General features: G+C 49.1%; 17 protein-coding genes. 3 read left to right on the plus strand and 14 right to left on the minus strand.

What is annotated here, in order from left to right; genetic code table 11:
* Positions 1 to 3,417 (minus strand): stalk domain-containing protein, encoded by a 3,417-nt coding sequence (locus tag AC58PV_RS05170; protein WP_497431385.1) that lies wholly within the window; start codon positions 3,415 to 3,417, stop codon positions 1 to 3.
* A gap of 222 nt (positions 3,418 to 3,639) precedes the next feature.
* Here AC58PV_RS05170 and AC58PV_RS05175 point away from each other — a divergent pair, with 222 nt between their 5' ends.
* Positions 3,640 to 4,026, plus strand: coding sequence for a DUF4280 domain-containing protein (locus AC58PV_RS05175; protein WP_436240786.1), 387 nt, complete (start codon positions 3,640 to 3,642; stop codon positions 4,024 to 4,026).
* Positions 4,027 to 4,060: 34 nt separating this feature from the next.
* A complete protein-coding gene (locus AC58PV_RS05180) occupies positions 4,061 to 5,704 on the plus strand; it encodes a hypothetical protein (protein WP_497431201.1) in 1,644 nt (547 codons plus the stop codon).
* Between the two features lie 352 nt (positions 5,705 to 6,056).
* Here the strand turns inward: AC58PV_RS05180 and AC58PV_RS05185 are convergent, their stop codons facing one another.
* Complete coding sequence (locus AC58PV_RS05185; RefSeq protein WP_497431202.1) at positions 6,057 to 6,701, minus strand: response regulator; 645 nt, start codon at positions 6,699 to 6,701, stop codon at positions 6,057 to 6,059.
* Between the two features lie 33 nt (positions 6,702 to 6,734).
* Entirely contained in the window at positions 6,735 to 8,894 is a 2,160-nt protein-coding gene (locus AC58PV_RS05190; RefSeq protein WP_497431203.1) for a GAF domain-containing sensor histidine kinase, read from the minus strand.
* Between the two features lie 236 nt (positions 8,895 to 9,130).
* On the opposite strand from AC58PV_RS05190, the gene AC58PV_RS05195 reads away from it, so the two are divergent.
* The gene (locus AC58PV_RS05195) at positions 9,131 to 9,709 is read left to right on the plus strand and encodes a hypothetical protein (protein WP_497431204.1); all 579 of its coding nucleotides are present in this window, start codon (positions 9,131 to 9,133) and stop codon (positions 9,707 to 9,709) included.
* 115 nt (positions 9,710 to 9,824) lie between these two features.
* Here the strand turns inward: AC58PV_RS05195 and AC58PV_RS05200 are convergent, their stop codons facing one another.
* The 11 genes from AC58PV_RS05200 to AC58PV_RS05250 all read right to left on the minus strand — a co-directional run bounded on the left by AC58PV_RS05200 (position 9,825) and on the right by AC58PV_RS05250 (position 22,538).
* On the minus strand, positions 9,825 to 10,661 hold the full coding sequence (locus AC58PV_RS05200; RefSeq protein ID WP_497431205.1) for a tetratricopeptide repeat protein: 837 nt from the start codon (positions 10,659 to 10,661) through the stop codon (positions 9,825 to 9,827).
* 177 nt (positions 10,662 to 10,838) lie between these two features.
* The gene (locus AC58PV_RS05205) at positions 10,839 to 12,026 is read right to left on the minus strand and encodes an anhydro-N-acetylmuramic acid kinase (protein WP_497431206.1); all 1,188 of its coding nucleotides are present in this window, start codon (positions 12,024 to 12,026) and stop codon (positions 10,839 to 10,841) included.
* Between the two features lie 245 nt (positions 12,027 to 12,271).
* Positions 12,272 to 13,342 (minus strand): serine hydrolase domain-containing protein, encoded by a 1,071-nt coding sequence (locus tag AC58PV_RS05210; RefSeq protein ID WP_497431207.1) that lies wholly within the window; start codon positions 13,340 to 13,342, stop codon positions 12,272 to 12,274.
* 345 nt (positions 13,343 to 13,687) lie between these two features.
* Positions 13,688 to 15,310: a beta-N-acetylhexosaminidase gene (gene nagZ, locus AC58PV_RS05215; RefSeq protein WP_497431208.1), complete on the minus strand. Its 1,623-nt coding sequence runs from the start codon at positions 15,308 to 15,310 to the stop codon at positions 13,688 to 13,690.
* A gap of 26 nt (positions 15,311 to 15,336) precedes the next feature.
* Complete coding sequence (locus AC58PV_RS05220) at positions 15,337 to 16,251, minus strand: N-acetylglucosamine kinase (RefSeq protein ID WP_497431209.1); 915 nt, start codon at positions 16,249 to 16,251, stop codon at positions 15,337 to 15,339.
* A gap of 34 nt (positions 16,252 to 16,285) precedes the next feature.
* On the minus strand, positions 16,286 to 17,425 hold the full coding sequence (locus AC58PV_RS05225; RefSeq protein WP_497431210.1) for an exo-beta-N-acetylmuramidase NamZ family protein: 1,140 nt from the start codon (positions 17,423 to 17,425) through the stop codon (positions 16,286 to 16,288).
* Positions 17,426 to 17,531: 106 nt separating this feature from the next.
* Entirely contained in the window at positions 17,532 to 18,236 is a 705-nt protein-coding gene (locus tag AC58PV_RS05230) for a PIG-L deacetylase family protein (protein ID WP_497431211.1), read from the minus strand.
* Positions 18,236 to 19,204, minus strand: a complete 969-nt coding sequence (locus AC58PV_RS05235; protein WP_497431212.1) for a GNAT family N-acetyltransferase — start codon at positions 19,202 to 19,204, stop codon at positions 18,236 to 18,238. Before AC58PV_RS05235 ends, AC58PV_RS05230 begins: the two co-directional genes overlap by 1 nt.
* A gap of 25 nt (positions 19,205 to 19,229) precedes the next feature.
* Complete coding sequence (locus AC58PV_RS05240; RefSeq protein WP_497431213.1) at positions 19,230 to 20,090, minus strand: carbohydrate ABC transporter permease; 861 nt, start codon at positions 20,088 to 20,090, stop codon at positions 19,230 to 19,232.
* Positions 20,091 to 20,108: 18 nt separating this feature from the next.
* The gene (locus tag AC58PV_RS05245) at positions 20,109 to 21,011 is read right to left on the minus strand and encodes a carbohydrate ABC transporter permease (protein ID WP_497431214.1); all 903 of its coding nucleotides are present in this window, start codon (positions 21,009 to 21,011) and stop codon (positions 20,109 to 20,111) included.
* A 90-nt stretch (positions 21,012 to 21,101) separates the two neighbouring features.
* Complete coding sequence (locus AC58PV_RS05250) at positions 21,102 to 22,538, minus strand: ABC transporter substrate-binding protein (RefSeq protein WP_497431215.1); 1,437 nt, start codon at positions 22,536 to 22,538, stop codon at positions 21,102 to 21,104.
* Between the last annotated feature and the right edge of the window lie 63 nt (positions 22,539 to 22,601).

Consider the following 22,601-nt stretch of genomic DNA (forward strand, 5'->3'; position numbering starts at 1 on the left):
TTAATTTGTAATCTGAATGATTTGCATAGCTGCGTTCCAGTCGACACCTAGGCCTAAGGACTCGGATATGAATCTTAATGGCACATAGGTCCTACCATCTAGCAGCAAGGATGGTCCATCTATCTCAATAGGCTGTCCATCTATGTAAGCAGTGACTTGATTAATAGAGCTTGTAATCGTTGTATACTCCGTACTCACCGTGACTGTGAAGCTCTCCGGGTCCCAATCTACCGCCGCTCCAAACGATTCGGAGACGGATCTAATAGGTAAATAGGCTTGTCCATTTATTATAACAGGCGGAGCGGCAAATTTGATAGAAATATTGGAAGAAAGCACGTTTTCTGCCGAAAGCGGTTGAATGGTGACAGGAACCTCATCCGAATTAGCAGAACCAGCCGCAGCTGGGATCGATGAAATACTCGCCAGACTTTCTGCCACTGCTGCAAGTTCCTGCTGTTCCTCCGGCGCGTACTTCGCCTTCTCCTGGAGCTGCAGATCGCCTAGCAGCTTCTCCACCTGCTGTTCCAGCAGCGCTTGTATAGCCCCACCCGCTGGCAATTCCGCCAGCAAAGCCTGTACCGCGTCCAGCTTCGCGAACAGCGCGGCCTTCTGCGTCGACAGCTTCGCTGCGTCGACGGCCTCGATCGAGCGGGTCAGCGTCGCCACCCGCTCCGTGTCCTTCTGCGCCTGCGCTGCGCTCAGCGCAGCCTGCAGTTTCCCCTTCGCTGCTTCGAGCGAAGCCAGACCCTCAGATGCGCCACTCTGCGCATCCGCGAGCTGCGCCTGCGTCGCGAGAAGCTGTTGCAGCATGGCTGCAGCGGCTTCTCGCTCGCCGGCGGCGAGGGCTTGCTCCAGCTTCTGCTGCTGGAGCTCCGCTTGGGCGGCCAGCTGGTCTTCGCTGGCCTGGCCGTTGGCGGCGGGCGTACCGTCGCCGCCACTGCCCGTTGACCCATCGCCAGGTTCAGCCGGCGATGCTTCGTCGGACAGCGCTGCGATCAGCGCGTCCGGGTTGTTCACGAGCGCCATCTGTGCGAGCGCGGCTTTGGTATCGCCCTTGAGCAGCGCCTCCATCATGCCGAGCTGGGCTTGTGCGTCCTTGATCTGCACGGCGAGATCTGCGATCTCGCTGAGCTTCATAGCCGCAACTGCGGTAGTTTTGGCAGCTTCCAGTTTCTCTATGTCTTGTTTCAGCGTATCTATCTTGCCTTGAAGCTGCTCAGGCGTCTCAAGGGAAGCAATCGTGCCCGGTTCCTTGATTTCAACGGTCAACTTGATCGCATCAACGGCTTTCAGAGAAAGAACAGCTGAGCTTGGCGGGTCGGTTAATGCGCTAGGATCTAAGATATCCTCCATACCGATCCAAGGAGCTCCTTGCGCATCCGATTGATACACCATCCCTTGTCCCGATGACGCCATTGTAGCAGTTGCCGCATTCAAAGCCTCCGGCGTCAACGCTTCTAGCTTCACTTTGTACGATCCGATAATGATCGTTCCTAGACCTTCGTCCTCACCGCCAGCATTCTCACCCTGTCCTGCATTCTCGGCGTCGTCATCTGTCCCGTTTCCGTCACCGTTCCCAGTGCTTGCCTGCCCATTCGATGAGCCACTACCAGCTCCAGCACCATTGGTGCCGCCGGTACCTGTATTGCCATCACTTCCTGCCTGTCCGTCCGTACCAGCACTGCCATCTGTACCATTAGGACCAGCACCACCGCCCGCGTCTCCCGAAGTCGCGCCGTCCGCAGCGGTAGCTCCAATAAGCTGTCCCGTACTCCCTTTTCCATCCAGCGGCAGCGTCTGAATGACTTTACCTTTGTTATAAAGCACGACCTTCAGTTGGTCTATTTGACTAAATTTTAGCGTTAAGTTCCGTACTGACTTCGTGATCTTCGTACGCTTCCCAATGCGTTTACCGTCTTGTGTAAATACGGCGTAGTCCGTTGCACCCAGCTTCTTGCTTACATTTATACTGAAATCGCTGAGCAACTGTCCAACTGCGGGTTTCACCTTCCAAGTACCCAAGGGCGCTTTCGGTTTCTGCGGTGTCATCGGCGTCAAGCCATCATCAAGATTGCGATACGGCAGAATCCCTTCGCGAAGCGTACGATTCACAGCTCCGCCTGTTCCTTGATCGAGCTTGCCTAGGGCCATTTTGTAGGCAATTTGTGCAGACACAATTTGTTGATCTGCCTGATCAACCGCATCTTTATAAGGCTGAAGCTCCTCTGATTTCATCAAGCTCAGCTTCACCTTTTGGTTCGCCTTCGATAGATTGGATACCTCGCCATCCCTATCACGCAAGGCTTGCGCGTAAGCTTCTTCCGCTCCCTTCGCCTCCAAGAAAGATTGCCGCACAGCTGCAATGACAGCATTTCGGCTTTCTTTTTCCTGCAGCTGCGCCTTATTCTGCTCCATGGTTGCAAGTGGTAGGGCATTCGTCAAGTCATCCAAATAGCGCAGTCCATCATACTCGCCTTGCAACAACGATTTCGGAATCGGAATGAACCCGAGCAGCATAAAAAATCCCTGCCAATCCTCCTTCACCCGCCCCAGTGTCTCGTCATAGCTTGCCTGGAAGAGCTCCATATCGATTTCTTGCTCTTTAAATAAACCATCCATCACCCTCATGCGGGCTGGGCCGAATTTACCGCTATATAAATCACGGGTCGTGTTCAGCTTCTCATCCGCCAAACGACGAGCCTCCGTATCTCTTAACAGGCTTAATGTTGTCTTCTGCCCCATCGATAGGAAGGTAGGAAGCATTTTCTCATTCAAATCCGCGTAATCCGGCTGAAACGAAAGCTCTACTTTATTTTCCAGATCGAGCCCCAGTAATTTCCCTAGTGCCAAACGACTAGACTTTGCCGTCAATTGCGCTTGTTTATAGTCCGAGTTCGCCTTCTCCAGCGCTTTGTCCGCTTTGTCCACTTCAGCCGCATCGGCAAGACCGAATTTCCGTTTCTTCAATACGGTATCGACAGACGCCTTCGCTTCTTCCACTTTCATGCGAGAATGCTCCTCAGCCACCGCATCTTGATACGCCGTTAAATAACTTTTCTCGATCTCATATCGAGCTGAATCTCCCTGCTGCCGCAAAGTTTCCTGAGCCATATACAATTGAGACCTGGCATCTGGCACCTTCATTCGAGTACCGATATCTTGGCTTAAATTACGAGGCCTAGCGAATAAACCAGCAGCTTTGGCTGCCTCATTGTTAACCGTGTGCTGCGCTTGTTCCAGCTCGATTCTTTTCTTCAAGACATCCGTTCTGGCATCGCGCAGCTGCGTATTCTTCTGAAGCCCTTGTTTGATCGCATCTCCCAGGGTCAAAGCCTTCACCCCAGCAGCTTCTACCTGAGTACTTGCTATCAAGATCGAGGATGTCGCAAGGATGCCTACAAGCCCTATTTTCACCATTTTCAAACCATTCAGAACAAACCCCTCCGCTCACGTAACTCTCTCTCTTTATAGTACAATATCTCTACCACTCACGCATCCATTCTTTGGAGAAAAATAGCGAAATCTAGCGAATATAGGATTAGATTGCCGCATATAACCTTTTCTAGTAGTATAAAAGAAAGATGAATGCATATTTTGCCGAAATATTGCACGGGAAATAATTTTAAGGGGGCTTGAAGCATGGGGAATATCGTATGCGGCGGCGCGATGCTGCAATGCACGTTCGGAGCTGCACCTAGCTCGTTAATGGTGCTTCCTGCAAATATGGTCATGACCGCGATGCCTATTGCCAACATTATGGATAATAAACCTATGGTGAATATACTGCCGTTTGGTATGTGTAACTCCCCATCCAATCCGATGGTTGCAGCGGCAACAGCCGCGGCATTTGGTGTGTTGACACCCATGCCCTGCATCCCCGTTACAGCGGCCCCTTGGGTACCCGGAGCACCGACTGTACTTGTCGCGAATATGCCCGCGCTTAACAATAGCTCCAAATGCATGTGTAACTGGGGCGGTGTTATTTCTGTTCAGCAGCCTGGTCAGATGACGATTCAGGTCCCATAAATTCTTTTTATGATTGAAATAAGGAGTGAGAGCATTGGAGCCGATTAAAACGATTGAGAAAGTGCTAAAGCCTATCGTAGCACCTTTCATCGGACATATTATGAAAGCCATCCTGACCGTAGGAAGGCTGCCTAAGCTAGCGATTATTAAATTTCAGCAAATGATGCGAGTCATGTTGCAAACGCGTGAATCCTCTTTGAAAAACTACGTTTTGATCGGCTCCTACTACTTCTCCAAGAGACTGCTCATCTTCATCTTGTTATTCCTGCTCGTTCTCGCTTACTTCATCTTCATACGTCCGCCTGCAATCGTAAACAAATGGCTTAACCGTGTTCCCATCCTTCAAGAAAATTCACCTAAACTGGGCACCTTTTCAGGCAATGGGAAAGTTGTTGCTGATCCCAAAAAAGATAAAAAAGATGCCCGCTATGTCGGCGACTTGGTAGATGGTCTCTATTCTGGCAAAGGTAAGCTCTACCATGACAACGGTGTCCTTGCGTACGAGGGCGAGTATGAGAAAGGTCTCAAGAATGGGAACGGCTCACTGTATGATGATCTAGGACATTTGATCTATAAAGGTGCTTTCACAGCTGATATCTACAATGGCGCTGGCGCCCTGTATGATGAGAAGCAGAGAATTATCTACACCGGTGAATTTCAAAATGGTAAATTCGGTGGGGCTGGCAAGTTATTCGTACCCAGTGGTGACCTGCTCTACGAAGGAGCCTTCAATGGCGGCATGTATAATGGCGCGGGCAAGCTCTTCTCCTCCGGAGGCATTACCCAATATGAGGGAGAATTCTCCGCAAGTTTATATAATGGGGCTGGTAAGCTTTTTGATGCGAAGGGCATTCTCTTATACGAGGGCGGCTTCAAAAATGGCAGCTACTCCGGCGAAGGCACAGAATTCTACCCAAGCGGCATGATGAAGTATAAAGGCCAATTTCTTGTAGGTTTATATAATGGCGAGGGCACCTCCTTTGATGAAAAAGGTGTACCGCGCCTCAAAGGCGCGTTCCAGAACGGCGCCCTGACCGGCGCCGGGGAAGCGTATGACGAGTTGGGCAAACTCGTCTACAAAGGGGATTTCAAGGCCAGCGTCTACGAGGGCCTTGGCACGTTGTTTGACGCAGACGGCGCTCCGCTGCTGCGTAGCTTCTGGGCAGGCGGCGCCGTCAGCCTGCAGGGCTTCATCGGTTTGTCCAGCAAGAAAGTCGAAGACTTGCTGGGCAAACCGGCGGAAGTGACGCTGCAGGATGACAGCGTCATGCTCGCGGGCCAGGAGGCGGCGGTCGCAGACGCCGCAGATGTTGCGCCTGCTGCCGACGCGGCAGGCGCGGGGGCTGCTCCGGCAGCAGGCGTGAAGCTGCTGCTGAGCTACCCGGCCTACCAGATGTCGCTGCTGGTAGAGCCGTCGAAGACGAACCCGAAGGAAGCGGTGGTCACATCGCTTAGCATTTGGGGTTCGAAGCCGTTGGCGTTGCTCCAGCCTGGCTTGGAGACGTTCAAGAAGCTGAATGAGCCGAACGACGCTGGCTACAGTGTTATGGAACTGGAAGTTGGCGCAGGTGCTGGCGCATACAAAAATAGTTACTTTAAGGATGATTTCCTCTTCACTCTCACCCATTTCAATAGAACCAAAGAAGCTCACCTTCTACAGGTGAGCTCAACGAAATAATCACAATGTAATACGTCCTTTTAGGGCGTATTACTTTTTTTTGGACAATTTTTCAATACCTGCCCCAACTTCTATGCTGATTACAGACCACCCTATCCACTAACTGGAAAATATACAGTTATTTAAGAGGAATCCCTTCGAAAACTCGATTTAACTGTAAAATATGTAGATAAATCTAGCTTTTTTCGTCCATATTGGCCAACAGTATACCAATTAGCTGTAGGTTTTCCATCTATTGCGTATTTGATGGGCAAATCTTGAGATTTACCTGTATAAAATCCATCTATTTGCCTGCCTGTGGAGCACTGTAGAGTTGTTAACTCACTTCATATTTAACGGGGCTAGGTGTTGCCTAACCTTCCCGAAATTCTTGCAGGATTCGGCTGGCTTCATTGCGATCTTCCACCTGCAGCTTATTTAGGATCATCGAAACGTAGTTGGCAACGGTTTTGGCGCTGATGGATAGATGTGCACCGATCTGGGCATTGGTATGCCCCTCCGCTATGCGCTCCAAAATCTCCATCTCACGTTTGGACAGCTCCGATAAGGAAGGGTGTTCCGAAGGATTGCGCGTTCTTGGTTCGGAGAAGAAATGCATCATGCGTGCCGCAATATCTGAGCTGAATACGGCACCTCCATTGCCGACCATGCGAACTGCCTGAAGCAATTCGATTTCGTCAGCGTCTTTGAGTACATAGCCCTTGGCTCCGACGCGCATCGCCGTAAAGACGGATTGGTCGTCGCGAAACATGGTGAGAATCAGCACATGGATGTGCGGATATTTCTCTTTGACTAACCGCGTTGCTTCAATCCCGTTGAGCCCTGGCATGCGAATGTCCATTAATATCAAATCAGGCTGGCATTGTTCCACAAGCCCCATTACTTCATCTCCAGAAGCCGCTTCTCCTACGACGATTAAGTCCTCTGTGGTTTGTAGCAAATTCCGAACACCGCTTCGAAATATGGGATGATCATCTGCAATCATTATTCTCATCATCTGGACTTCTCCTCTACAGCGATTTATGTACGTTTAAGACAGAGGGATGACTACCCATACCCGAGTACCACCACCCGCAGGCCGATCAATGGTACAGTGACCCCCTAATTCAGCAGCCCTTTCCCGCATGGAAGCCAGCCCAATCCCTCCTTTTCCCCCAGCAAATGGGTTAACCGAAACAGGATCAACGTGCGCACCATTATCCCTAATCTCGACCTGAAGCTGGCCAGTTTCAGAGACTTCCAGCCTGACTGTACAGGTAGTTGCTTTGGTATGTTTCACGACATTCACTAGAGCTTCCGTAACAATTCGATATACGGCTACTTCAACAGCTGCTGGAAGCGTAGGCAGGGCACCCCTTGCATGTAGCCTAATATCCAGCACCTCAGCACCTTTCTCTCCTGCAAGCAACGCCGCAGGTTTGGATAGGAGCGTAATCCGTTCCTGTATAGCTCCGATTAACCCCAGTTCATCCAATGTTGGAGGACGCAGGTCATGGACCAGCGTACGAATTTCATCCACTGTAGAGCGGATGACTTTACGCAAGTCCGCTAGCATTTCAATCGCTACTTCTGGCTGTTTCTCAACATAAATCTGAGCTGTCGCTGCATTGAGCGCAAGCGCAGCTAACCTAGGCGCCAAATCATCGTGCAAATTATTTCGAATGTATAGACGCTCTTCTTCCCTCGCTAGCACTAGCTTTTCTCTGGACTCTTGCAGATCCTGTGCGAGCAGCTTCATCCCCTGCGTCATATGCCAATTCTCCACAATAGGTCCCGCTTGCCTGAGAAGAACATCTAGAAATTTATTATCTTCCGCCGTGAATACTTCCCCTGGGGATCGACTGGTAATATGCAAGGTTCCGAGTTCGATCCCGCGATGAATAATCGGCAGAACATGTTCCTCATTAAGAAGGCTTCCCGCAGAAGCAACTAATGTTGTCTGCCCGCCGATACCTGTATAGATAGCCGTATAGGGAATACGCAGCGCATCCTTCACGGTTTGTACAACAGCATTCAGCATGGCATCAGGATTCTGAGGTTGAATCAACTGATTGCCTAATTCAAGTAGAACCGCATATGGATCGTCGTGGCGGCCTTTCATTAACCGATTGATTTGTCGCTGCAACCATTGTTTCAGAGGAGCGAAAGCTACCGCCACAATCGCAGTTGCCAGCAACGAAGCGACATAATGATCCTGAGATTGAAAGACACGGCTTAAATATAGAACGGTCACTGTATAAATAAGCAGAATACATACTGACAAAGATCCATAAACGAGCGTTCGTTTGACCAACGGATCAATGTTCCACAGCCTTTGTCTCAGCACGGCGAACATTAATGTAATGGGAATCGCTGTCAGGGAAGCATTCAAAACTGCGTTCAAATACACATAAGTCAGCGCTGTTCCATTATTAAGACTAGGGTCAAACAACGCACTCATGCCGATGAATCCAACAATAGCAATGGAAGCCCCATACACGACCCACTTGGTTTGTTGCCGTTCGGCAGCCCTTGCCTTGTATCGGAAGCGATACACTTGGGCATAGATCAAAATCATCGTGGATAAGCCATACCAGAGAAACTGAAACAAGGCTGGAATGTGAAACCTTTCCCACATCTGCCCTTCATACACGAGGGTCATCACGTCCACGATTACGATGAGTACAAAAACGTAACGTGACCAACTTGGCACAAACTTACCATTCGGAAACAGTAAGAGAAACAAGGACAAGGAAACCCAACTTAGCATGGAGACGCCTAAGAACCAGTGCTGTGCAAACACAGTTCCTTCCGATGCTGTCATCACTAACGATGGGAATGTCGAGCCGAAAGCGACCATCGCGACGACTGCCACCAACCCCATTGGTTCCTGGAATCCTTTCCAAAGCACAATTGCCGATGTCATATAAAAAACGAATGTAAACACAACATCAATAAACACGAATAATAGCCCAAGTTGTTCTAAGGTGAATCCATTTACCGGCAAAGGCATGGCTGGAACGAGATTACCACAGCCGTATAGCATACATTTTCCAACAAGCATCTTGTAGTACTGTGGAATTAAACTTACATATAATGCAGCTGTCAGAAGACTGAAGCTGAGTACTATGAACTGAGCAATCCGCATCGACCACAACACTTGCCGCTTGTAAACAGCTTCTGGAGCACCTGTTTTGCTCAGATGTAACACTTCTCACACACCGCCATTCTTCCTGCATGAATGTTTACCTCTAAGTATTATAGCTTGCTGGGTCGATAGCTGAATATGGATGTGGAACAATTTCCCGACTTGGCTCGTCAATTCCTAAATTGTTCCCGAAAACATTCCCGAAAACTAGGAACGCGCTGCTCTGTTCTCCGTGATTTCCCTTCCAGTAATCTAAAAGCAAGAGCAACACACATAACTCAATTGGAGGATGAATGACAATGACGGAGCAAAGCGTAGTTAAATGGCTGGGTATGATTTGTATTTGGGCAGGAATTGCAAGAATGGGGATGACCCCCGCCTCACTCATTTGGGGAACGGATAGCACACAAGAATTAACGACAGGATTAATCGCTTGCATTCTAATGTCTGTTGGATCCATCGCTTTTTATCAAGTACAGTCCCGCGAAACAGGTGTCACCGGATTTATCACCATCTTGGCTATCATCATTGGAAATATTTTGACAACATCGATGCTGTGGTCGCAGTTTGCTACCGGCGGCGCAGTCGCGGACAAACCGGAAGGGTTACTGTTTAATATTTCACAAATGTTCGGGACGATTGGTTTCCTCGGTGGTACCCTGATCTTCATGATTCTGACTTTCTTGGCAAAAGTTTTCCCTCGCTGGGTTCCCGCACTTATGCTGATTATGATTCTGTCTATGTTCCTGCCTATTGCTGATAACAAATATTTTGCTTTGTTCTGGGGACTGTCATATGTCGGTATGGGTTATTGCATCTGGACGAATAAGTTAGTGAACGCTGCTACACCAAGGTCCCATCACATTTCGATGAATTGATATCTGGTTAAAATAAACGAGTTGGCCTACGGCAGCGTACCTCAGCATTCAGCTCCAACCAAAAGAAGCCCATTCGAGTTTCATCACTCGAACGGGCTCTTTTTTACACTTCGGCCTACTCACTATCCTTATGCTCAACCCCGCCATCACCTAAATCACTTGCAAATAAGGCAATGTCCTCTTTCGTCAAAGGCGTAACGAGGGCAAGGTCTTTGCCTAAAGCCGTTTCTATCTGCTCCCGAGCCGCTTGGGTTTGCCCAAGTTGCTGAAGCGTTCGCGCATAGAAGTAATACGACTCTGCATGTTTAGGCGTTTTGGCTACAACTTTCGTATACATCTCAGCGGCTTCATCCAGGCGACCGAGCATATAATAGTTTTGCGCTAAGTTATCCATAATGGTGATATCGTTATCATTGTAGGCGTATGCCTCAAGATTATAGGTAAGTGCCTCATCCAAGTCTCCCTGTAGGATTCGAAAATACCCATAATTCCCATAGACCAACGTGTTCTTGACTTCGTTTGCAAGCTCCTCCAAGATGCTCAAAGCTTCATCCCGCTTACCTTTCAGCCAATACACGGTTGCCACATTGAGTTTCGCTTGTATACGGATATCAGAAGCTTTCGCTGATTGTAGGACCTCTTCGAACATTTGCTCAGCCTTGGCAAGATCACCAGTCTTCATTAACAGATAACCATAGCCAATCTGATGTTTCGGCAGAAAGGCCTTGGAGTCATACGCCTTCTCCATCCAAATCAACGCTTGCTCACGATCACCTCTCATATAAGCTAGATTGCCTCTTTGCGCGTACATAGCTGATCGGTTTACGTAAACGAAATACCCAAGAATAGCTAAGATCGCAGCTACCCCAACGATCCAATTAACTTGGAACCCCATAATAATGATGACGATGACAAGGATTAGCTTAAGAATACTCTTGAGAATAGGCGGCATGCATACATCTCTCCTTTACAACTCTAGTAAGTTAGGAATATTGTAACAAAAAAGTAGGCATTTCTCCTAACCAAAATGAGAAAACCTCTAATCGAGGCGGCCATCCCATGATGTGCGACTTAGTTTAGAGGTAGAGAGGCATGTGTCTACTCAAATAATTCCAGGTGCAAATAGCAGCTATGGCAAAGCTAATTTCCCTAGGATCGTGGGTCTTTCTGCTCCTGTCGCCGCAGGTACATTGTTAGGTTCTCCTTGAATGAATGCATTGCCGAGCAGGGCAAACAATATCGCTTCCTTCGCATCACAGGAAATGCCCAATTCATCCGACGTGAGAATGGTCTGCGCTGGCAGCAGTTCTCCAAGCATACGCAGCAGTGTGCGATTATGCGCACCACCCCCACTCACAATCACTTCCGCAATGTCGCTGTGAGGCAAAATATATTCCTGATATCCGCGAGCAATCGTATGTGCGGTAAAGGCAGTCGCCGTTGCCACGATGTCCGCGTGCGATACCCCCTGCGATAGCGCCTTTGCCAACCATGCCGACGCATAAGCTTTGCCGAACATTTCGCGGCCTGTCGTCTTCGGAGGCGCCTCTTGGAAATACGGATGCGCAAGCATGTCCGCAAGCAATTCGTTATGGACTGTACCTTGCGCAGCCCAATCGCCATTGGCATCATACGATAGCTTTCCTGCGGATAGCTCATACACAACCTGATCCATCACCATATTGCCTGGGCCGGTATCAAAGGCAATCATTCCGCCATCCGCTTTAACGGACGGCAGTGCTGTACAGTTGCCAATTCCGCCGATGTTTTGAAGGATGCGGCCTTTGTTCACATCTCTGAACATCAGATCGTCGCCATAAGGCACAAGCGGCGCGCCTTGCCCACCTACGGCCATATCCGCCGTCCTGAAATCGCCGACAACCGGTTTGCCTGTTCGTTTGGCAATCACGGATAGATCCCCAATTTGCAGCGTTGATTTGGGAAGGAATCGGTCCGTTTCATCCGCTACTGGAATGTGCCAGATCGTCTGCCCATGCGTTGAAATCAGATCGATTTCATCCATGCTCATGTTGGCTGCCTGGGCTGTTTGGCGTATTGCATCTGCGAAACGCTCCGCTATGGCGAAATTCATCCCGCACACTTGGGCGACATCGGAATGCTCAATCGTGCATAATAGCTTTAGCTTTTCACGCATTTCTTCATCGAAAGGCAGACTCTCGAAGTGAAGCAGCTTAATGCTCGTCTCTGCACCTCGGCCGGCGATGTGGACAATAGCTACATCAATGCCGTCCAAGGAGGTCCCAGACATGAGGCCCGCTATCGTTAAAGAAGTTTTATTCAATAGTGTGCGAAGCATGTTTACTATCCCCATTCTTATCAGTTAGGTCATAACAACAATCTCTTGCCACGTCATTCGACAAAATATTACAAATTTCTACAGGGAGCTGATGATTACGAATGGTGCTCCATGAAGCATCCACTACACATCATCATGCAATCTACGCAGATGGCATTGAGAGAACGAAGAAATAAGAAGCCGCCTCATCAGCGGAATAGCGTGGAGCCTCCCGGTTGGGAGGCTCTATTTTATTTTCACCAAAACTAATTGGATTGCGCGAGAATGAGATTGTGCAGCCTTGGCCGCATCTGCAAGATGTGGTCCGTTCGCCCAAAGTGAACCCGGTTAGTAAGTAAAATGACTTGCAGATCCCGCTCAGGCTCGAACAATAGGCTCGTCCCTGTAAAACCCGTGTGCCCGAAGGCTTGTTCCGATGCATAGTCACCACTAAACTGGAAGCTGTTTGGATTTCTCAGCAGCCAGCCGAGACCACGAAATTCTTGAGCGTACGGCGTAAAGTTGCGGAATGACAGCTCGATAGCAGCGCTGGAAATAAGTCGACGTCCCTTAAAGACGCCTTTCCGCCGAATCATTTCAGCGAAATTTGCCAGATCGTGCACGGTCGAGAATAACCCTGCGTGACCGCTTACGCCTTGCATGAGCTCCGCTTTTTCATCGTGAACAAGGCCTGACTTGTAGGCTTGGCGGTGTTCCGAGAACTCGGTAACGGCATAGCGCGATGGTTCGAAGTTCGGACAAAACCCTGTATCGGACATCTCGAGCGGTTCAAATAGCTCCCGTTTGATATAGGTAGCAAACGCCTCACCCGTCACGATTTCAATGATCAGGTAGAGTACAATCATGCCGATGTCACTATAGGCGACTTTTGTTCCCGGAGGATGTAGTGGCTGTTCATTTAAAATGAGTTCCACCAACTCGTCGCGGGATAGATGCATCATTGACCTTATGCCAGGGATATCCGCCCTAAGACCCGACGAATGTGTAAGCAGATGCACGATCCGAATGGGTTCTTCTTGCAGGCAGCGAAATTGCGGTAAAAAGACTTCAATTGGATCAGCCAAAGAGAGCTTTCCTTGATCTAGCAATTGAAGCACCGCTGGCAGTGTTGCCACCACTTTGGTCAGCGAAGCCAGATCAAAAACTGTATCTACGCTCATCGGGGCAGCCTCCGGATACGTAACCCGGTTCCCGTATGCTTGCTTCATTATCTCCGTACCTCGCTGCGCGATATAAAGAACCGCACCAGGCAGATGCCCTGCGGCAATTTCTTGTTCGATGAAGTTGCTTATCTGAGCGACATCCCAGTTGGACATGGTGGTTGAGCTCCCTTCATTGTGTTGCTTTGGAATGGATTGGGAAGAGCTTCTGGATGAGGTGTAAGTCGAAAAAATCGACTTACGGAACAGAAAAGCCTGGGCTACGCACCTCCACTAGCCCATTTAGTCAGGAATTGCCCAACTAATCCACTTAACGCTACTGTAAATTCTAAATTAGTCCTAAAAAACCTAACTAAATTAACCAAAACCAGGCTCACGCAAGGAAAATGGTTAATTAGTTCGGCAAAATCGGACTATTGGCCTTTCTATATGCGAAATCCTCGATTTAAGTCGGAGAAATCGGACTATATACACATGTCTCTGATGAAAATCGAAAGGGAATCAATCCCCACGTGTCCATCTCCAGCCCGCTGGATAGTCCGCGCCAAGCGACACCGGCAAACGGCCTTCCGGTGTCACCATGCCGAGCAGGGCACGCGCCGTGCTGCGCAGCGCCAGCGGTCGGCTCTCGTAGGCCGCGATGAACGTCGCTACGTCCGGGAACTCCAGCAGGTCGTACGGCACGCGCAGCGCGACAACGACCAGCGGCTTGCCGAGCGCTTGCAGCTCGCGCACCAACGCGACCTGCGCAGGATGGAATCGGGCGTTATACGTCCCGATGACGATCTGCTCCGCGGTCGCGGCTTCCGCAAGCACCGCTGCGCGGAGCTCGCTCACCTGCGCAAGCGGGAGCACGCGGTCGAGCACGTCCAAGCCGTGCTCGGCCAGCGCAGCGCCCAAGCTTGCAGCGCCGGCGTACGCTTCGTCGACGCCGGACGAAACGGCCGCGGCCACGGTGACCGCGAGCGTCCGCACGCGCGGCAGCGGCAGCAGCATCTGCTCGTCTTTGACGAGCGTGATGCTCGCCTCGCTGAGGCGCGCGGCAACCGCGCAATGCGCCGCGGTCCCCACCTCAAGAGCAGCCTCGCGATGAGGCTGCTCCGCAATCACCCCGCGCCGCGCTTTCAGCGCAAGCAAGCGCTGCACCGAAGCATCGATTTGCGCTTCGGCAACACGCCCTTCGCGCACTGCTTGCTCGATCGCAGCTATAGCACCAACCTGCAGATCACGACGATGGCTGATCAACACTAGATCAGCTCCTGCTTCAACGGCCATGACGGCAGCTGCAACTGTGCCATAGTGCTCGGATATGGCGTTCATCTCCATGCAATCGGTCATGATGACGCCGTCATAGCCAAGCTCCTCTCTAAGCAGCCCTGTTAGCACAGTCCTGGAGAGCGTAACCGGCAGCTTATTAGGCTCTAAAGCTGGGAAATAAATATGCGAAGACATAATCGCATCGACTCCGCCCTTAATTGCCTCTATGAAAGGCACAAGCTCCACCGCGCGAATCCGCTCTTCAGCATGGGTAATTGTCGGTAAATCCAGATGCGAGTCCGTATTCGTGTCCCCATGACCAGGAAAATGCTTCGCCGTCGCAACAACGTTCGCATCTTGGAAGCCTCGTACAGCCTCCCGACCATATTGTGCGACTTTTTCCGGCGACTCGCCGAAAGACCGCACACCAATAACCGGATTATCCGGGTTGTTGTTCACATCCAGATCCGGTGCAAAGTTCAGATTAATTCCAAGCGAGCGCAGCTCTTTACCCGAAATAAAGGCCGCTTCGTACGCTCCCTCTGGACCACTATCTCCCGCAGCCAGTGCCATCGACCCAGGCATGAGAGCAACGCCTTCGGTAATCCGAGCTACCATGCCACCTTCTTGATCAATGGAAATCCATAGCGGCAACGTGCCATTACGCTCCGCAATCGCCTGCAAACTGCCGGATAACTCAGCAATCTGCTCTGTATTCTGTACATTCCGGGCAAAATAAATAACACCGCCAATGCGTTGTTCCGCAATGAGTGCTTCCAGCGACTCCGACGGTTCCGTGCCTTCAAAACCGCAAAGAAGCATCTGTCCGATTTTCTCCTGCAGCGACATCTCATGAATATCTCTCATCGTTGTTTCCTTCTCTCGTTCCTTAATTACAGCATACGGTTTAGTGCCATCAAAGCAGCACCACTCGCCGCATCACTCTTCGGTGTTATACAAGTCATGGCTGGATAACGTTCTTTGAGCAACGCTACAAACGTTGTTTGTATGAAGCTATTCTTCAGCAGCGCGCTCCCTGCCATAGCAAGAACACCGTCCTGCATGGACAGTTTTTCCGCTACAGGTACGACTAGTTCGAGCAACGAGCGTGCACTTTTGTCAGCAATGGCCAGTGCCGCTTGGTCCCCAAGCTCACACGCCCTTGATAAAATAGGCGCCAAAGCTGCGATATCCTTCTTATTCGTCTGTTTGTCATAGACAAACCCGATAATTTGCCCAATCGAAGTCATGCCTAATTGCTCAAACACCATTCCAGTAACGACAGTCGCAGGCAATCGCCCATCATGAGCCCGCACGACGGCAGACAGCAGATCTCTTCCAATACTGTAGCCGCTGCCCTCATCATCTATGAGGTAGCCGTAGCCGCCAGTGCGATGCGTGGCTCCCTCTTCATTTTTGCCATAACAAATCGAACCTGTTCCCGCAATCAAAATAATCCCGAGTTCCCGGTTATGCGCGCCGCAAAGCGCCGTATCTTGATCACCTGTGATCAACAATCCGCCCTCATACCCGCATGCGCGAACACTCGCTTCCAATCGGGTCGTAACCGTTGGATTGCTAACGCCAGCAGCCCCGATGCACACTTGCGCACAATGCCCAAGCCCATCGCATACGCGATCGATTGTCCGGAAGATCTCCGCCAGACTAGCCCCAACACTTGCCTGGTCCTGCCCATTATAGTTAATGGCCCCTGATGTAAACGTGTGAACCTCGTTACCGAGCTCATCGACGATGGTAACTGCGGTCTTCGTACCTCCGCCATCAAGTCCCACTGCATATCGCTTCATCTATCCATGTCACCTCCACAAGCTTTAATGCACTCTAATACAGATGGTATTTCTGCTTCCTTTGAGCAAATTCATAGCTCTCCTCACGGAATTGTTCTAGCAGAGCTGGAACGTTAACCTCAGTCTCACGATAATAGCTTCCGCCGCCAAGCAAATCAATGAACGGTCTTGAGCCTTCTCTCAGAGGGGGCAAAAATGAAAATTGCTCATACCTGTCCCGAATCGTGTACAGGAGTGTAACGCCAATATCAATGGGACGAACCGTGCGGTTGTCGAGCACATGAATCTGCACACCAGCGCATTGTTCTCCCTGAAATTTGGAAAATGACGGCTTAAAATACACGGGACGGAACACGACACCTGTCAATTGCTTCGCATTCATTTCATTCGCTAACTCTTGTGCATCAATGAACGGAGCTCCTATAATCTCGAACGGGGCTGTCGTTCCTCTGCCTTCGGACAGATTCGTTCCTTCTATAATACAAGTGCCAGGATACAGCACCACGGTCTCAAATCGCGGAATGCCGATGGATGGCATAATCCATGGACGTCCCGTTTCCGGGAAGAGCATGTTCCGGTCCCAGTCTTCACAGCGGACAACATGCAGCTTGCCATTCCACCCCTTCTCATCGTTCGCCATCAGCGCGACCTCACCCGGCGTCATGCCATAACGAACACTAAGCGGGTAGTTGCCGACAAAAGATTCAAAGCCGCTTTGCAGCACATTGCCCTCAACCGTTACCCCATCCAGCGGATTGATGCGATCCAGCACGACGAATTCTTTTCCAGCCCGCGCACAGTCTTCCAAGGCATAAAGCATCGTATAAAGGAATGTATAATAACGGGTTCCCACATCTTGGATATCGTAGACGATGATGTCGACCTCATCGAGCATTTCCTGAGTTAGACGTTTGGAATCCTTCCGATATAAGCTATACACGGGAACTCCCGTCTGCGGATCCTGGTAGGTGTCAACCAGCGCACCCGCTGCTAAATCGCCTCGAACCCCGTGCTCTGGCGAAAACAACGCCACTAAGTTGAACTTCTCGTGAAAGATTTGTATCGTTGAGACGAAATCCTTGTTTAAACCCGTAGGTGCCGTAATCAGCCCTACACGCTTCCCCGTGAACAAGTGAGCATACTTATCTATACAATCAATACCATTGAAGATCATGGCTGCCTCCCCCATAGATGCCTTGATTTGAAAATGACTGCAACAAGCTCAAGCCTCGTTACAGTCATTGGTATGCATGTATGTCATTCAGTTATATACATCAATGTTATAATTCCGATTGGCGAATTCGCATCGTTTCTTCTGGCACCATGAACGTCTGCGCATATTCTTTTCTCGCTTCGAGACCGCGTACACGCATTAGATGCTTGTAATATTCTAGGTACTGGAACGATTTGCTGCCCGTTACGAACCAATGTGTCGAAACCGCCTTTACCCAGAGATCAAACGCCTCTTTCGGGAAATCGACATAGACATAAGGAACGTAATCAACAGCATCCTCCCAGTTCTCAGCGTAATACAGTTTAGCCGCAAAGTGCGCGGGCTTCTCTCTCTCAAACGAAGCTAGCCCAGCGAAAAAGCGCGCATCATTCACAATACGGTGTGTCGTCATATGATCCTTATGCATGCTATTTTTAAAGTGTGTAATAATCACGTTCGGCTTCACTTCGCGAATGACATCGCATACCCGATAGCGCATTTCTTCGTTATCTTGCAGTTCACCGTCGGGAATGTCAAAGACGATGGACTCCCCGCCAAGCATCTCGGCAAAGGTTCTGGCTTCATTCACTTTTTGCACACGATATTCCTTCATGTCTTGTCCAGCAGGAACACCGCGTTCCCCCGCCGTTAATGCTAAAGTAACGATTCGATCACCTTTCAAAGAGTGATGGGCTAGCACGCCGCCTGCTGTTAATTCCGCATCTCCGACGTGACCTCCGATAGCTAGAATGGTCAATTTTGGCTCGCTCATTAGGCAAACTCCCTTCTCATGACAGCAAAATGTTTCACCGTTTGAAAACCTGCTCGTTCATAAATGCGGATGGCTGGGTTCGACATCCCCGTAAATAGCGACATGTATTCGGTTCCAATTTCCTTAAATGCTTCGCATAGCTTATAAAATAAAAGACTGCCTAAGCCATGCCCCTCATGGTCAGGAAGCACACCGATACCAGCAAAATACCCTCGTCCATTCACTTGACGAATGACGGGCCCTGCGAAACCAATAACCTTGCCTCCATGGGCTGCAATGACAACGGGCACACCTTGCGCCGTCGCGCCACCGATCTCCCTAACCCACAATGGATTTCCGAAGCCCTCCAGCATATCTTCCACACCAACGTGTTTACCTGGGTCGAACCTCTCGAGAGTATACCCATCTGCGCTCGCTTTCGCTTCTTTCACGCTATATTCGCTGGGCATCGTAAACGCTGACAAATGGAGATACATAGCGCATTGCTTCGCACGTTCGATATAACCTGCACCGAGCAGAAATCCATATAACTTGCTCTCTACGGGTACGCCCGGCGCATTATTATGCTCATGCTTCGGTGTATTCGGGATATACCACGGCAATAGCATCGGGTTGAAAAAGAGAATATCGGCTTGCACCTTGCCCAGTTGCTTAAAACGGTTCTCCAAAGCAGTTAATAGCATTAAATAATTGTCATCGGTATCATAACCGCCAGCTAACACAATACATGTGATATATCCGGCTGCATCGCCAAGGGGGAGATCATCCCCCGTACATCCACAGGCAAAGCCGATAACAACATCATCTTCAAGTAGAAGGAATGTATTTTCCTTATCCCAATAGGGGTTCCCCGCAAAAATCACATCAAAGCTTTGCTCTGTAAGCTCCTTATAGCCATCCTTCACCGCGGCATCATTCCATAACGCGATAACGGCTTGCTGATACGAAGCATCCCAAGTTATCAGCATGCTGCTGCCTCCTTTTGACCCGAAACTAGCCCTTCACCGCACCTACGGTAACACCTTCTAAGAAGTATCTTTGTAGGCTGAAGAACAAGATAAACATCGGCAACGCTGAAATCGTAGCCCCTGCCATCATCGGCGCGATGTACGTCGTGTTGGCAAAACGGAAGTTCTTCAGTCCAACTTGAATGGTTTGCATTTCCATCGTGTTGGTAACGAGAAGCGGCCAGAAGAAGGTGTTCCAGCTATCCATAAAGGTCAGAATCGCCATAACGGCCATAACCGTTTTGGATAGAGGCAGAATGATCCGGAGATAAATTTGGAACTGGCTGCATCCTTCAATCTTGGCACTTTCCATAATCTCGTTCGGAATGCTGCTCATGAACTGCTTCGCCAAGAAAATATTATAGACCGTTACAAGCCCTGGCATAATTAACGCACTGTACGTATCTTGCAAATGGAATACATTTACAACTAAAATGTACAAGGGTACTTGTGTCACTTGGTAAGGGATCATCATGGACATCAGTAACAGTCCGAATAGAAAGCCTCTTCCCTTGAAGCGCAGCTTCGAGAAGGCATACCCCGCCATACTGGCGAAAATCACGTTCGACACCGTTACCGTTACTGCCACGATCAGTGAATTCAGTAACCACCGGTAGGAGTAATCACTATAGTCAAAGAAAAATTTGAAAGAAGCAAAGGAGACTTTGGTCGGAAAAATCGAATAACTAACCGCACCCGCTTCTACGGGATCTCCGAGTGCAGAAATGAACATAAAGTAAATTGGGAAAATCGTCGCCAGAGCAAAAAGAAGAAGGGCGATAAAAATAATGGAGTTACGGATTGTTTTTACTTTTGGATTGCCTGCGTGATTGCTATATAAAGACATTTTTTATCATCCCCTTTCTTAGTACTCAACGTCTTTCCCTGCATATTTAAATTGAATGACGGAAATTACTGCTATGATGACGGCTAGAATCAGAGATTGTGCCGCTGCTTTGCCAAATTCAAAATACGTGAATGCATTGTTGAAGATGAGTAACCCCACCATCGTCGTTGCATTGTTAGGTCCGCCACCTGTCATGAGATAAGCGTTCTGGAATACCTGGAAGGAACCGATCACACCAGTTACTAGCAGGAATAGAGTTGCTGGTTTAAGACTAGGAACGACGATGTGCCACAGCTTCTGGAGAAAATTCGCGCCATCAATCTCCGCTGCTTCATAGTACGTATCATCAATTCCGAGCAAGCCGGCCAAATAAATAATGATGCTGGTACCGTGACTGGACATCCAGGACATCAATACTAATGAAAACATAGCTGTTTTACTGGAACCCAGCCAGTTCTGATTCTCAAAGCCAAAGAAATGAATCAATTGATTTAGAATTCCACCCTCTAAAGGATCGAAAATCCATAGCCACACAACAGATAAAGCAACACCTGAAGCTACAACAGGCAAATAGTAAATCCCTTTAAAAAAGGACTGTGTTTTCTTTCTAAGCGGTAGAATCAAGATGGCAATCGCCATTGAGAGAAACAGGTTAACCGGTACAGTCAATACCGTATACACAAGCGTATTCTTCATAGCTTGCCAGAACAGGCCATCCTTCAATGAGCTTGCATAGTTATCAAATCCGACATAGGTGGAGCCTAGTGGTTTGTACTTCTGCAAACTTATGATGAACGCGCTTACGACCGGGTAGGCTGTGAACATGGCAAACACAAGTAAGGACACAGCAATAAAGATATATCCCCAGGTACCATCTCCCTTAATTCTTTTTCGCTTTATCGACTTCGCCATTACTGCCATACGATTCAACCCTCTTTTCACAACTTGCTTAAAATGATTCGGATAGTCGTGCAATGTGCTGCCCGACTATCCGAGGATTATGCCATATTCTTAGTCTTTAACGATTCCGTCAGCACCGAAGGCAGCAATGGCAGCAGCTTTAACAGCTTCATACATCGCTTCAGGTGTAACTTCACCTGCGATTAGTCCTTGGAATTTAGGAACGATCACTTCTGTTTCTAGCTTGATTGCTTTAGCAGACAACTCAGATGGAATGTCAGAGCGAGCTGGCGTTGCATTTTTAAGCATGTTATCTACCGCTGCAACGTTGTCAGGGTTTCTGTCAATTTTCATAGTAGCTGCTTCTTTTTTAGCGCTTTGTGTAATATGTGCCGCGAACAAATCGTTATTCGTCGTTGCTGCAACTTTACCGCTAGCTAGGAAGTATGCGGCTTTCACGACATTTGCTTTGTGTTCTGCAGTCGGTTCTTTCTTACCACGGAACGTCATGTAACCATCAACAACAGTTGCAGCTGAAGGCTTCGCGCCTTGGAACGTTGGTGCTGGTAGTACGACGTAGTCAACTGGGATACTGTCTTTAACCGCGGAACCATCAGCCGCTTTAATCTTCGCATTATTCGTTTTTGCAGAGTTCTCGAATGTTGCAAGACCTTTACCTGTGATCATCGTTTGTCCGGTCAAGAACATGTTCCAACGTTTACCCGCATCAACAGAGCTAAGCTCTTTCGGCATGGAACCATCGTCGATCAAGGCACGAAGATCCTTCAGCAAGCCTAAGTAATTTTTGCTAGTATACGCATATTTCAAATCTTTATTAAACGCATGCGGCATGCCTGCATTTTTAGCCATAATCCCTAGGTAATCCACAGCGGCTACACCTTTAACAGCGAATACGAAGCCGTATCTCGTCTTGCCATTCTCCGTAACTACGCCTTTTTTGATCGCATCGCGGAATTCCGTGTAAGTCCAGCCATTGGTCTGTACTTTTTTCCAATCAATGCCGGCTTTCTCTAAGAACTCTTTGTTACCGCCAAGTGCATGAACTTCCATATAGGCCGGGAAGCCGTACAAGCCTTTGCCGTTCTTCATATATTCAAGCGGAGCTTTATCGTAATCGTTAATCATTTCTGGCGTTGCAGTGCTCGTAATATCCATCAACAAGCCTTGTTCGATATACTTCGGAATGCCATCAGAACCACCAAAAGCGATATCCGGCGGGCTGCCTGCATTCACTTGTGTATCTAGCTTCTGTTTCACATCTTCCCAGCTAGCTGGTTCGATTTTCAACGTAAGATTCGGATAAAGCGCCGTGAAGTCTTTGGAAATTTGCTCAAAATTCTTCTGATAGTTCGGTGAAACGGGAGGAAGCAAAGCTGTGATCGTGTCTTTCGCAGTGCTGGCTGTAGCTGCAGGAGCTGCAGAACCTGCTGGTGTAGTTGTTTCTTTCGTACCAGAATTACTGCCACAAGCTGTTAGTGCCATTGTTAAAGCTACAACAGAAGCTAATACGGGCATTTTTCTTTTCATGAAAAACAAACCTCCTAGGTTAGGGATCCTTGATTACAATCAAGTCTCTCCTTTTGTTTTAAA

It is taken from the genome of Paenibacillus sp. J22FR83, from assembly GCF_059691955.1.